This is a genomic window from Pseudomonas sp. 10S4 (assembly GCF_034344865.1).
Lineage (GTDB): Bacteria > Pseudomonadota > Gammaproteobacteria > Pseudomonadales > Pseudomonadaceae > Aquipseudomonas.
Genome location: NZ_CP133774.1, coordinates 5,896,450 through 5,910,117, shown reverse-complemented (window position 1 = coordinate 5,910,117; position 13,668 = coordinate 5,896,450). Strand labels below are relative to the sequence as shown.

The window sequence follows — 13,668 nt, the reverse complement described above, 5'->3', positions numbered from 1 at the left end:
GGATTGAGGTGGCGCAGGAAAAATGCCTCTTTCTATAGGTGTAAGAGCTCATGCGCGACGCTTACCGCTTGGATTCAACCGCTGCACTTCAGCAAAAATCTCGGTAATCGGCCGCCTCGGCTGGCGTTTGTGCAGTTGCCGGACCTGTTCGCTCATCCACACCAGTTCTTCACTCGGTTTCGCCCATTGCTCCTTCGGCAGCGGCTCGGACCATTTCTGCATCACTTCCGGCATGGCCTGCGGGCCCAGTTTCTGGAGGCGGCGCACTTCCCATTCGGTCAGGTAGTTGGGAATCGTCCATAGGGTCATGACGTGGTACAGGTACCAGAAAAACCCCGAGAGCCGGTTGCGTTCGCCGTCGCGAATCTCCTGATGCATACGCGCACGGGCGTTGTGGAAGGTGTGCAGGCCTTCGTGGGGTGGGTCGTCGGGGAGTTGCAGGTCTTCGAGGTCCTGGATGGCTTTGAGGTCGTTGACTTCGTATTCCATGTAGCCGCGGATGGCTTCCCAGTGGCTGATGGCGAGGGGCAGGCCAAAGCAGGGGAATTCGACGCTGGTCAGGGTTTCGCCATGCCGGAAACCGATGCCCATGCCGTATTGGCGGTGGATGCCGTATTGGGTGGCGCCTTGGGCTTCGATGACCCAGGCGGAGAGGGATTCCCAGGGGACGAAGACCGGTTCGGTGGCGCCTTCGGGATTGAAGCAGACTTCGCGGCGTTGGCGGTTGAAGCGGGTGGGGATGATTTGGAGGCGTTTTTTGTGGTTGTGGTGCCAGGTGCAGAGGCCGATGAAGACGGTGGCGAAACAGGTTACTAAGCCGTAACCATAGATAGCGTGGAAAAAATCAACGACAAACTCCCACGTGTACGCAAAGTCATAACCGAGCATGAGACCAAGACAGCCAATGATGGACGGGAAAATAAAGGCGATCATAAAAGCGCCGCTAAATGGCAAACCTAGTATGACCTGCCACGAAAATATCTGAGGAGATCCCAAACCGAAGTCCATGAACACATCATTTAACTCCCCAATGTGAGGGCCATGGGGTGGTAGCGGTGTCGGCAATGGCAAGGGCGCGAGATAGGTGATTTTCCCGCTTGGGAACGGCTCGATATCACCAGCCTTTCGCTGTTGTTCGAGATACGGAGCGGACATGGCGCTATCAATCTTGGTGGGCATGATCGGCCGTCTCCAGCAAATGGGTTTCAATCAGTAAAATCGGTGGAGGCGTGCTGACGGATTGAGAGGGCGACACAGGAAAATGCCCCTCGCCACGGGGGTTGAGACGAATGATGCGATTGCGAGAAACCCACACACCATTGGCGTTCAAGGTCTGTAGGTAGACCGTCAATTCCAGTGTTTCGGAAGCGGGGGTAAATTCGGCATCAGGATCCAGTGGATATTGCAGGCAGAGCACCAACCGATCGGGTCCTGTTTCTACGATGCGCAGACTGTTTACCACTTCACCGCTGATGGCGTCCTTGCGCTCTCGCGGCGTGCCGCGACTGTGGAGGGGAATGGCGGTGCGGTGAGCACCAAGTCCCAGGCGCCGGGCTGGCTGACCATTTAAGGGAGGCTTAAAATCATTGAGCTTGAGCCCTGGCAGCACCAGATGGATGTCTTTGGGTTTGGCCTTTAACAGCAGGTTTTTCAGCCACGAATCATGCTCGTTTGGACCGAGTTGCACATAAGGCGCATGAAGTAAAAAGGTCAGATAACTTTTGTATTCATCCAAGGTATGGTCGCCGCGCACATCGGCATCCAGGCTCCATGGTGTGGTTTTGAGCCATTTGTCGTGAGCGCTGATGTTGTAGCGGTTGTAAAGCCAAGTTCCGCCCAGTTCCAGTACGGTGAACAACGCTCCGGCCAGGTTGAATCGAAAAAATACCGTAGAGAGACGAGTGCCTGCGGCTGCCCAAGCGGCTTTTCGCGTTTCAGTGTTCCGCGCAGTCAATACTTTGAAAGTGGCGTGGACGGTGTGACTAAGCCCATAGGCATTAACTGTCGCCATACCGCTCGCGCCCAGCCCGGCAAGGACCGCGCTGCTCTGAGCCGAGCCGTTACCGCTGCGGGTGGCCTGCTGCCAATTTTGATATTGCGCATTAAGGCTGAACATTGAAGCAACAAAACCAAAACCGTAGGTAAAGGTGCCCAGCCCAATATGCATTTTCCCCATCTGCACGTGCATGTTCTGCAAGGCATGGCGTTGAAGCCCTGCGACTAGCTCTGCACTACGCGCCTTCAAAGCCGTATCAGCAAGACTCTGCGCCGCCGTGAAACCTGCCGCTCCGGTAGCCATGGCTGCGTTAAAAACAGGAGCCCAAATTCGTTTGTTTTTGGATTGATTCGTGAGTTCGCTTATAACCCCCACCAAATTCACCCCCTGCACCAAAAACACCACCAACCCCATCCCTTCACTCCGAATCAACCCCGCATTCGGCACCGTCCCAACCCCCATCCGAATATTCTTCAGCAACCCCCGCACTTCCTGCTGTTGCGCCGGCGGAAACATCACCGTCACCCCCGCCCGAGCCTGCGTAGCGCCATACAGCCGCGCCGACTGATCCGGCAACTCCGCAATCGGGCTCAGCGCCCCCGCCAACTGCCCCTCAAGCTGCGCCAACTGCCCTCGCACCCGAGCAATCTCGCCCTGCAACTCCACCGCCCGTGGCGTCTTGTGCCCCTGGCGGTTTTTGTTGTGGGTGAGTTGGTTGCGTTCACGGGTCAGGGTTTTGAGGTAGTCGCGCTCCCTGAGCAGTTCCTTGAGGTTGGTTTGCAGCGCCGCCTGTTCCGCCGGGGTGGCGACAGTAAAGGTCACGCCGGTGGTTTTCGCGGCATCGAGTAGCCGGGTGTGCAGTGCTTTTGGCAGGCGCTGGAACAGTTCGTCGAGGTCAGGGATTTTGTCTCCCGTCAGGTCGAAGCCTTCCAGCGCCTGGCTCAGGCCCAGGTTCAGCGCAGGACTGAAGCTGTGCTGGGCGGCGTCAGCGACGGCGCGGGTGTGCTCGGGCAAATCGTCGAGGGCAGGGAGGTGCGGTTGTTCGATTTTCTTTAGTTCGGCCAGCCAGCTTGGCAGGTTGTTGAACAGGGCCATGCCGGCGTTGAACAGCGTGCTGTACTGCGCGGCCTGTTCCTGCTGAAGGCGCAAGGGCAGGGTGTAGAACAATGGCCGGGTCAATTCCGGGTGTTTTTCCAGATAGCCCAGTATTTTCTTGCTCGCGTGATCACTGCGGCAGATGTCTTTGATGCAGGCGTATTCGGCGCTGAAGGCCTGACCCAGTTGCGCTGGCTCGTGCGCGTCGTAGTACCAGGCCGAACGGTGGTAGCGCCCGGCACACACCAGCATCGTGCGGTCGGCGGTGATGCGCTCAAGCACGCGGTTCCAGCGGCCGAGGTCGGCGCGGTACTGAAACAGTTCGTTGTCCATGGTGGGGCGGTCGATGAAGTCGTTGATCCCGCGTTTGCCGCTGAAACGGGAGCCTTCGACCAGCTCCTTGATGCGTTTGTTTTGCTCCCTGCCGAGTTTGATCAGTGTGTCGAGGTGGCGTTCGACGAAGTCAGCAGGGGCCACTGCAAAGTGTTGGCGGGCGTAGTAACGGCGATCTGCATCATCACTGGCGCGGCTATGCGCGGTGAAATCGGGGCTGGCGCCTTGGTACTTGGCCATCTCGAACGCTTCGGCGTGGGCCTGCTTGCGTAGTTGCTCCAGCTCCGGTGTCACCGGGGCATCCTGTGGTTCGACTTTGCCGCCCTTGTTCAGGTAGTCGAGCAAGGCTTTGCGAGTCTGTTCCCGGTCGGGTTCGGGCACCTGTTCCAGATCGCCCAGCAGGGCCTTGACCCTCGGGTCATCGCTGGCCTCGGACAATTTTTCGATATCCGCCGGGCTGAGCTGGCTCAGCGACTCGATGTAGCAGGCCAGCAAGTAATTCCGCTCGTTGTGACCGGCATTGGTCCAGTCGTCGACCCAACCGACCACACGGTCTTGATACTCGGCCAGGTCGCGCAACACGCCGAGGTCATCCTGCACCACGAGAAACAAAGTGTCGTCCTGATAGGGCGCGCGCACCTGACCCAGAAACTCGCCAATGTGCGCCTCGCGAAAGCGTCGAGGCTGTTCCCACAGATAGGGTTCGCGTTCGTGCTCGGGGGTGTCGCTGACTTGCACCGTCGGCAAAAGAACCGCGTCCGTCGGCGACCCTTTTTCCGGCTCAGTGTTCTCTTGAGCAGCTTGCGGTTTTTGATTCGCAACCTCCGCCAACCACTGCTTGCCTTGCTCGACCGTCAGCAGATGCTCACCACCGCTTTTGCAATCCACCGCGCCGAGTGCGACGACCTGCATGAAGTGTTCGCGCTCCTCACGGCTGTCGGTCACCTGAGTGCATTTGGCGGCGGTCCACTGCACCTCGGCGAAGCTCACATGCAAAGTGCTGCGCCTCGAAAACACCAATGCCGGCTGCTCCTCGATGGGTGATCGCTGATCGCTGGCGACCTTGGCACCCTTGTGCACCAGGGCGCTGACCAATCCATTGATGACACGGTATTCGTGCAGGTGGCCGGTGACGCTATCGATCACGTACAACCAGCCATCGCGCAACAGGCGAATGCCCAGCGGGCGGTTTTCAAGGGCGTAAGGCAGCTTCAACTCGGCGCGAGGATCGAAGGGTTTTTCCACCAGGCCATAGCGCAACGGCAGGAGCTGTACCTGGGCTTGCTGCAAAGGGCAGGCACCGGGCGAGCCAATGGCGGTTTTGGGCGCCGCAGCGGCGGCGAGGTTAGCGGGTGAGTTCATGGGCGGCCCCGTTGGATGGCCCACTGGTGGGCGAGGTCAGCGGCCAGCGCAATGCGCTCGCCGGGCAATTGCAGCGACGGCGTGTGCAGCAGTCGATTGATGTGTGGGTGCTGATCGAGCGGTGAGCCGTCCAACGAGGCCATGACGTTGGCGTAATAGAACAACTCGGATTGGCTGCTCAAGCCGAGGGCGTGGGCCTCCTCGAAGCGTTGTTCGAGCATTGGCCAGCGCAGGGCAACGGTTTGACCGGCCTGGTGTTCAGGGAAAAAGCGGCATAGATGCGTGTCGAGTTCCAGCAATGCACGGCGCCGATCCACCTGTTCCAGCGCTGCCTCTTGCTCAAGGCTCAAACGGTAGGGCATCGGCAGTTCAGAGCAACCGGTCAGGCGTGGCTGATGGCGATGCCAGTTGGCGCTGACGCAGTCGGCAATCACGGCACAAGAAACCGGGCCAAACAAGCGCTGATCGCCGCTGCTGAGCAAGCCGTGCAGCACGCCGGCATCGGCCAGGCGCAGGAACACCTGCTGACCCTGCGACAGCTCGACTGTCAGCAATTTGCGCAAGTGGCGGACAACGCTATCCGTCGACTCCGGGCTGAACAGCAACACGCCCCATTCCTCGTGTGCGTGCTCCAGATAGAACTGAAAAATTGGCGCCGCAGGCTGCTCGATCATCACTAACAGCGGTGAAATATCCCGCAGCTCGGTGAAGGGCGGGCAGTCGTACAGCGCAAGGGTGTTTGCGCCGGGACTCAATTGTTTCAAGCGTTGCGGTAGATCGCTGAGGGTCGCGCCATCCAGCAACACAAACGCCTGTTGCTCGCCCCAGGGCAGGTCTGCCGGCAGTGAAGTTGAGAGGCTCATGCTCGGGCCGCCTCGCAAATCAGGCAGCGTGAGCTGCGGTTTGACACCAGGGCATGGCGTTGCCGCGCTGCATCGAAGGTCACCTTGCGCAGCGACAATGCACCCGGCATCAGCGGCACTGCCGGCATGCCCACGGCCGGGGCGCCGCCCGGCACAATCGCCACGCTGCTGAGAATGCCTTCCGGTCCCAGCGTCAGCCAATGACCGCCAGCCTTGACCGTCAGGTGGGCTCCACCATCGAGGACAACCTGTTGCCCGGCGCTGAGGTGGATATGCTGCGAGGCGCTGAGTCGCTGATTGTTGACGCGAATGTGTTGCTCGCCCAGCACCAGCAGGTGATCGTCCTGTTTGAGTTCGGTGAGGCGGTTGCCGTGAATGCACAGTTGTTCTTCTGCGCGCAGGTCGTGGCTGGCGATGCCGCCGACCACGACGGTGCGTTGGTTGTCGACCTGAATGCGTTCATCGTTGAGCACGAGCTGTACGAAATCGCGCTGGGCTCGCAGGGCTATTTCCTCTGAGCCGGCTCTGTCCTCGATGCGCAACTCGTTGTAACCGCCGCCGCCGGGGCTGCTCTGGCTGCGAAAGATGCTTTGCGTCTGTTCGGCGGGCAGGTCCAGCGGCACGGGTGTCGCCGCGTTAGGCAAGCAGCCCAGCACAAAAGGTTTGTCGGGATCGCCCTCGCTGAAGCCCACCAGCACTTCCATGCCTACTCGCGGGATCAGCACGCTGCCATAGCGGTCATTTGCCCAACCGGCGGCAACTCGTAGCCAACAGCTTGAGTGTTCGTTGTGCTGACCGTCGCGATCCCACGGCAGTTGGACCTTCACCCGGCCGTACTCGTCGCAGTAGATTTCTTCACCGGGTGGTCCGGTGACCACTGCATGTTGATTGCCGGTCATTCGGGGTTTTGGGTGTTCAAGGGCCGGTCGGTACATCACGTCCCATGGTGTCGCGACGAACTGATTGCGGTAACCCTGGCTGAAGCCGTCATCAGGGTTAACGTGCGTTATTGACTCTTCCAGCACCTGAGGTTGTTTGCCGACGTGCTCAACCTCGATCAGCAACCACAAACCATTCCAGTCGCCGCGTGGGTGTTCGGTCATGTCAACGAAATGCCCGCTGCGCATGACGCTTTGATCACCGCGCCCACGGGCTTGCCGGTAATCGGCGCGATGGCGCTCCAGAGCCCGCCTGGCCAGATGCTTGCCGCGTTCACGCTCGGTGAATTGCCCTGGGAAGGCGTAGTCCTCCAACAGGGGCAACTGTGAACTCTTGCTTTCGCTATCGAGTTGCAGGCGCGGTTTTTCGAAGTCGTAATCCCGGCGGCTGACATGGGTGGTACGGGTTTCAAGGCTTATATGGAAGCGATCAATTACCGAAGCTTCGGCAACCATGCCGCTACCCTGAACATATGCCGTCGGGCTCTTGGGTTTCGGGAACACCGTCTGGTCATCGCCGAACACCAGCACATGTCCTGAGGCACTGTGCTGAAAATGAAAGTGCAGACCTTCTTCCTCGCACAGCCGTTGAATGAAGTGCAGATCTGACTCGGTGTATTGCACGCAGTAGAGTCGTGGCCGGTACTCTGCGTTGAGTTGGAAGCGCCAGGTATCCGCTTGGATTCCGTGATCGGCCAGTACTTTGCCGATGATCTGCGGCACGCTCAGGTGCTGAAAAATGCGCTGATTGTGGCGGTGAGCAAGATAGGCGAGACGGGGAACCAGAGTGATCTGATAGTGGGTCAGGCGTTTGCCCGAGTCGCCTTGGGCGACTCGATAGACATAGCCATGAAGGCCGGAATTGTCGGGGCCAAACGTCAGAAAGGCCGGGCGATGCAGCAGTGACTCAAGTTCCAGGTCGGGGCGTTCGCTGACCAGTTCGAGGTTGACCTCATAAGGTTGGTTCAGCGCTTCCTTGGCCCGGAACTCAAGTACCTGAAGGTCGTAGGGGAAACCTGCAATATCGAGTCTGAAAACGACTTCGTTGGCCGTACTGAACATCCGCGCATCCCTGTGGCTTTTTAAGGCACGGGACTTTGCGTGAATCTACGGGTTGGCGCAGTCAGTCGAGTCGATAATTACTGTAGGACTTGTCCGCGAGACGGTATTACCGGTGCGAAGGCGACTTTTCTCACAGCTATTTGGGATAAAGCGGCGGCAACCCGCTGTCACCCACCGGGTCGTGAACCCGCTCAGCCATCGGGATCGCCCGGGTCGCGCGCCACAGGTCTTCGCCTTGCCAATGCTGGCCGGTTTCACTGTACAGCGCGCCGTTCAAGCCATCGAGCGCATCCGACAGCGGCACAAAACGCGCCGCCATGTCGGCCAGGGTTTCCGGTTGTTGCCGGGCCCAGGCGTCGAGGGCCTGGCGGGTGGCGTGGGGGTCGTTGGCCTGGCAGGCACGCTTGAGGTCGTCGAGCACGGTGCGCGGGCTCGGGCCGGTTTGCGCGGCGCGCAGGATCGCCGGTTGCCAGCGGGCGCGCCACCAGAGGCCGAAGCCGAGCAGGGTGGTACAGGCCAGGATCACGGTGCTGAGTTTCCACCACCACAGGGCTTCGCTGTCGGCGCCGTAACTCACTTGTGGAGAACCCGCCGGGGTGTCGACTACCAGGCTCGGATTATTCGTCACTTGCAGGGTTCGGGCCGGCAGATTGCTGTGTTCCAGGTGATCTTCGAAGGTGTTCCACCAGACCACGTCCACCGATGGCAACTCGATGGCGCCACTGTGGGCGGGCACCAAAGCTTCACGATCTTCACGACTGCCGATCAGGCCACGCTCACTGTTCTGATTGCCCAGCACCGGTTGGTCCGGGTAGCGGCGCAAGCCGTTGACGTCGGTCGCGGGCAGCGGCGGCAACTGTGAACTGGCCAGGCCTTCAGCCTTCACGGTCAGGCTGCGGGTCAGTGAATCGCCAACCTGCGCGTGATCCGGCTCCGGGCTCCAGCTTTCGCTGAGGCTCAAGCTGCGCGCCGGCAGCCATGGCGAATCGGCTGGGTAGGTCGCGGGTTTGGCTTTGACCGTCAGTGGGATCTCGGCCGAGCTGACGCGCAGCAACTTGCCGGTTTTCGGCCCTTGAGCGCTGGTATCCTGGGACGGTTGCGCGTCGACCAGGGTAGCGCTGAACACCTGCGTCGGGATGGTCAGCACACCGCTGTGTTGGGGGAAGATCGCGTAGCGCATTTCGATCACGCCATGGCGCAGACCGTTGATGACTTTTTCATAAGTGCGCGACTCGCCCAGTTGTTCGATGCGCGCATCGGGAATCTGCAACGGGGTCAGGCTGCTGTCGTCGTACAGCGACACCGAATGGTAGATGCGCAAGGTCAAAATCGCCTGGGCCTGCACGTACACGCTGGACTGATCGAGGCTGGCTTCGATGAATACCGGCGCCAAGGTGTTCTTGGTGTCCTGGGTTTCGGTCTCTACCACCTGGATGCTGATCGGCTGACTGCGGACTTCGCCCAGTTGCAGCGACGGTATCTCCACGCTGCCGTTTTGCTTGGGCAGTAGGGTAATGATCCAGCGCGTGGTGGCACGGTTGTCGCCGTTGATCGTGGTCAACTGGTTGACCTGGCGGGTGCCGCGCACTTCAAACAGCGGCTCCAGTGGTGTCAGGTCCGGTTTGCCGAACTGTGTGACGTCGTTGGATTCCAGGGTCAGTTCGACTGTTTCTCCGGTGTTCAGGCGACTGCGATCCACACTGGCGACCAGATCCGCAGCCTGGGCCTGAAAGGACCAGAAGAGCAGCGCGAGCAAGAGAGCGGTGAAGCGGGTCATCGAATTTTTCCCTGATCCTGATGTTGTTGCTGTTCGTACCAGAATTTGCGCCGGAGCAGTTCGCCCGGGTCATCCGGGATCTTGCGCAGCCATTGCTCCAGCGCCTGGGCTTGTTCGCCTTCAATGCTGTCGTTGGCCGGGCGCCGTGGAGGCGTGGTGCTTTGTTCGTCCCCCAGATCGCTGCCCGGTACTTCATTGGCGCCAGGTTGCGGCGGCGCGTTAGACGGTTGTTCGGTGTCGGGCGCGGTGGCCTGGGTATCGGATTTCGGCTCGCCGCTGCTCGAAGGCTGGGTGGCGGCGCCGGGCGGCGGGCCGTCGCTGGCAGTCCCGGCCTCGTCGCCTTCGGTTTTGTCCGGTTCAACGGCCGGTGGCGTGGCTTTCTGTTTGATCAAGGCTTCGACCAACGCCTTGTTGGTCAGTGCCGGACGCAAATCCGGCTGGCGCTCCAGGGCCTGGTCATAAGCATCCAGCGCCGCTTCCAGTTCACCGCTCTTGGCCAGGGCGTTACCCCGATTGTAGTGCGCCCGTGCGTCGTCGCCTTGGGCGAAGCGCTCGGCGGCGCCGCTGTAGTCGCCGGCTTCATAGAGCGCCACACCCTGCCATTGCGGGTCTTCGAAATGCTGGGCGGCCTCGGCCGGGTGCTCCTGATTGAGCAAATGCAGCCCCCGTTGATCGGGGCGCAGCCACAGGTCTTCAAAGTCGAAGGCGTAACTCGGTTGCGGCATCAGGAACAACAGCGGCAGGCAGAACAACCAACCCCGGCGTCCGGCAAAGGAGGCCAGCAGTAACAGTGGCAGCAACAGCCAGTAACCCTGGTCGGCCCAAGTATCGAGGCGCAGGATCTGGCCATCGTTACGCAAGTTGCGCGGGCCATCGAGCAGGCCGAGGGCGCCCAGATCAGCGTCGTCCAGCCTTGACGAGTGGTAGCGACCGCCCAGGTCGCTGGCGAAGGCTTTCAGGCCTTGGTTGTCGAGGTGCGGCACCAGAATCGCGCCTTGGGCGTCCTTGAGGAAACTGCCGTCCTCCTGAGCCACCGGCGCGCCTTCGGGCGTACCGACGCCGAGCATCAGAAACTCCGTGGACTTGCCGTCCAGTGCGCGGCGAATACCCTGGCGTTCCTGTTCGGTCAGGGACGAGCCGATCAGCAGGATCCGGCCCTGGCCCAGAGCGCCCTGATCCAGCAGCGCCAAGGCCTTGACCACCGCCAGATCGGCGCGATGACCGGCCTCGGGCATCAACGAAGGCTTGAGCGCGTCCAGCAGATTACGGCTGGTGGACAAGTCATCCGACAACGGCACCAGCGTGTGAGCGCTGCCGGCGTAGACGACGATTGCGGTCTGGGCATCGCTGCGACTTTGCAACAGGTCGAACAGCTTGCGCCGCGCCTGTTCCAGTCGCGTCGGTGGGCTGTCGGTGGCGAGCATTTCCGGGGTTAGCTCCAGCAGCACCACCAGCGGGTCGGCGGGTTTCTGGCTGGTTTGTTCGACTCGTTCCCAACTCGGCCCGAGCAGAGCACCGATGGTCAGCACCCAGGCCAGGCCCAGCACCACCCACGGCAATTTACTGTCGTGACCTTTGCCGCCACTGAGTAGTGCCGCGTGGAAGGCCGGCGGCAGGATCATCTGCCAGCGCCCGGCGCGTTTCTGCCGATGCCAGAGTTGCCAGAGCAACCAGCCCAGCAACGGCAACAGCAGTAGCCACCAGGGCCGGAACCAGTAAGGCCAGAGCGCGCTCATCGACGCCTCCGCAAGCGCAGGCGTTTGAGCCGTTGGCGCCAGTCTGGCAGTTGGGTTTGCAAAAACAGATCCTTGCTCAAGAAACGTTGCAGCGGATTGTCCGGCCAGCGCTCGCGCACCACCAGCAACATGCTCAATAACAGCGCCAACGCCAGCGGCCACTGATACAACGTCTGGGCCGGGCGGGCCTGGGTCGGTTGCTGGGTTACCGGCTCCAGTTTGTCGAGGGTGGCCCTGATCGCCTCCAGCTCTTTGCCGTCGCGGGCGCGGAAGTACTGGCCGCCGGTGGCCTCAGCGATAGCCTTCAATGCCGGCTCGTCGAGGTCCAGGCTCGGGTTGACGCCGAGGAAACCCAGCGTACCGCTTTGCTCCGGGTCGGCACCGATGCCGATCGGGTAGATTTTCACGCCTTCACTGGCGGCCAGTCGAGCGGCGGTCAGTGGATCGATTTCGCCGCCATTGTTAGCGCCGTCGGTCACCAGAATCAGCACACGACTTTGCGCCGGACGCATGCGCAAACGCTTGAGCGCCAGGCCAATTGCATCACCGATGGCGGTGTTCTTGCCGGCGATGCCGATCCGCGCTTCGTCGAGCCAGATGCGCACCGTGCGCCGGTCAAAGGTCAGCGGCGCTTGCAGGTAGGCCTTGCTGCCGAACAGGATCAGCCCGACCCGATCACCTTCGCGGCTTTCCAGAAAGTCGCCGAGCAAATGCTGGACCAGCGACAAGCGGCTGACGTCTTCGTCCTGCCATTGCATGTCGGGGAAATCCATCGAGCCGGACACGTCCACCGCCACCAGCAAATCGCGGCCACTGGCAGCAATCGGCAACGGTTCGCCGAGCCATTGCGGTCGGGCGGCGGCGATCAGCAGCAACAGCCACAGTAGGATGAACGGCGCTTGCTGGCGCCAGGCCGGTAGGTGGGCGCGAGCACGGCGTCGGGTCAGGCCTTCGAGGTCGCCTAGGAAGCTGACTTTGAGCGCCGGTTCGCCGCTGTCGGCCACCGGCAGCAGCACGCGCATCAGCCACGGCAATGGCAGCAGGGCAAAGATCCACGGCCAGGCGAACTCAAACATGTTTGCGAATCCAGGTGTCGACGGCGTGGGTCAGGCCTGCAATGGCCTTGTCGTCGAGTTTGCATTCGGGTTTGTAGGCGCCTTCCACCAGCACCATCCACCGTGTCAGGCCAGCAGCCGGGCAGCGGTTGTCGAGGAATGCCAGCCATTTGCGACCGTTGAGGGTGTGGCTCTGGCTGTAGGGGTAATGGTTGCGGCACAGGCGTTTGAGCAGGCCGTTGAGTTGCTGCAGCCAGGCACCGGCCGGCGCGCCGTCGTAAGGTTTGGGCATTTGCGCCAGTTCGACCAGGGCGGCGAGGCGTACCGGGTCCAGCGGCTGTTCGGCGCGCACGATGGGGCGTTTGTTCGGAATGAAGCGCCGCAACTGCCACAGGCCGAAACCGATCAGCGGCAATAACAGCAGCAACAGCCACCAGCCCGGCGCCGGTGGCCAGAAGTCGATGGGTGGCGGGGTCATCAGCGGTTGCAGTTGTTCGAGGCTGCTCATCGACCTTTCCCCGGTTTCTGTGGGTTCAGGTACTCGCGCAGTTGCTCAACCATTTCACTCTGGGTGCTCAGTGGCATCAACAGTACCCGCAGCTTTTGCGCGAGCAATTCCCAGCGGGCGATGCGGGCTTCGGCCTGGGCGCGATAGGCTTGGCGCAGGTCGAAATTCAGGGTGTCGAGTTCCAACTGCGCGCCACGCTCCGCGAAGCGTAAAAGCCCGGCGGCGGGCAGGGCGTGGTCCAGCGGATCGGAGAGCGGCAGCAGCAACAAGTCGCAATGGCGTGACAACAGACTCAGCTGTTGCTCGGAACCTTCGGTCAAGGCGCGTTCGTCGCAGATCACGATCACCAGGCTGCCGGGACGTAACACTTCCCGGGCGCGGCGCAGGGCCATGTTGAGCGAGTCGCGGTTCTGCTCGCTTTCGGTGTGCAGCGACTGGTTGACCCGCACCAGCCGGTTGAGCAATTGCAGCAGGCTCTGCTTGCTGCGCCGTGGTTTGATTTCGTAGTGCTCGTTGTCGCCGAACACCAGCCCGCCGACCCGGTCGTTATGCCCCAGGGCCGCCCAGCCGATCAGGCTCGCGGCTTGGGCCGCGAGCACCGACTTGAACATCAGCCCCGAGCCGAAAAACAGCCGACGGCTTTGCTCGACCATGATGAAAATCGGTCGTTCGCGTTCCTCGTGAAACAGCTTGGTGTGCGGCTCCTGGGTGCGGGCGGTGACGCGCCAGTCGATGGTGCGCACGTCGTCGCCGGCCTGATAGACCCGCACCTGATCGAAGTCGACGCCACGGCCACGCAGCTTGGAGTGGTGCAGGCCGATCAGCGGGCTGCGCTGGCTCGGCGTGGAAAACAGCTGCACTTCGCGCACACGATGACGCATCTCGATCAGCTCGGCGAGGCTGACACGGATGCCCGGCTCGGGCGGCAGGCTGGCGTTCATCG

The 13,668-nt window shown here is 61.4% G+C and carries 9 protein-coding genes; all 9 read right to left on the bottom strand.

The features are described 5' to 3' along the window. Nucleotides 1-48 precede the first annotated feature (48 nt). On the bottom strand, nucleotides 49-1,179 hold the full coding sequence (locus tag RHM58_RS27580) for a hypothetical protein (protein WP_322268770.1): 1,131 nt from the start codon (nucleotides 1,177-1,179) through the stop codon (nucleotides 49-51). Beyond that, entirely contained in the window at nucleotides 1,163-4,786 is a 3,624-nt protein-coding gene (locus RHM58_RS27575) for a toxin VasX (protein ID WP_322268769.1), read from the bottom strand. The genes RHM58_RS27580 and RHM58_RS27575 overlap by 17 nt, the downstream gene beginning before the upstream one ends. After that, nucleotides 4,783-5,649: a DUF4123 domain-containing protein gene (locus RHM58_RS27570; RefSeq protein WP_322268768.1), complete on the bottom strand. Its 867-nt coding sequence runs from the start codon at nucleotides 5,647-5,649 to the stop codon at nucleotides 4,783-4,785. Before RHM58_RS27570 ends, RHM58_RS27575 begins: the two co-directional genes overlap by 4 nt. Continuing rightward, nucleotides 5,646-7,649: a type VI secretion system tip protein VgrG gene (locus RHM58_RS27565; RefSeq protein WP_322268767.1), complete on the bottom strand. Its 2,004-nt coding sequence runs from the start codon at nucleotides 7,647-7,649 to the stop codon at nucleotides 5,646-5,648. The genes RHM58_RS27570 and RHM58_RS27565 overlap by 4 nt, the downstream gene beginning before the upstream one ends. Nucleotides 7,650-7,785: 136 nt before the next feature. Next, nucleotides 7,786-9,426 (bottom strand): BatD family protein, encoded by a 1,641-nt coding sequence (locus tag RHM58_RS27560; RefSeq protein WP_201203047.1) that lies wholly within the window; start codon nucleotides 9,424-9,426, stop codon nucleotides 7,786-7,788. After that, nucleotides 9,423-11,162: a tetratricopeptide repeat protein gene (locus RHM58_RS27555; protein ID WP_322268766.1), complete on the bottom strand. Its 1,740-nt coding sequence runs from the start codon at nucleotides 11,160-11,162 to the stop codon at nucleotides 9,423-9,425. Before RHM58_RS27555 ends, RHM58_RS27560 begins: the two co-directional genes overlap by 4 nt. Continuing rightward, nucleotides 11,159-12,238 carry a vWA domain-containing protein gene (locus RHM58_RS27550; protein WP_201257565.1) on the bottom strand — a complete coding sequence of 360 codons (1,080 nt, stop codon included), beginning with the start codon at nucleotides 12,236-12,238 and terminating at the stop codon, nucleotides 11,159-11,161. The genes RHM58_RS27555 and RHM58_RS27550 overlap by 4 nt, the downstream gene beginning before the upstream one ends. After that, nucleotides 12,231-12,725: a DUF4381 domain-containing protein gene (locus RHM58_RS27545; RefSeq protein WP_201203052.1), complete on the bottom strand. Its 495-nt coding sequence runs from the start codon at nucleotides 12,723-12,725 to the stop codon at nucleotides 12,231-12,233. Before RHM58_RS27545 ends, RHM58_RS27550 begins: the two co-directional genes overlap by 8 nt. Beyond that, on the bottom strand, nucleotides 12,722-13,666 hold the full coding sequence (locus tag RHM58_RS27540; protein ID WP_201203053.1) for a DUF58 domain-containing protein: 945 nt from the start codon (nucleotides 13,664-13,666) through the stop codon (nucleotides 12,722-12,724). Before RHM58_RS27540 ends, RHM58_RS27545 begins: the two co-directional genes overlap by 4 nt. Nucleotides 13,667-13,668 lie beyond the last annotated feature (2 nt).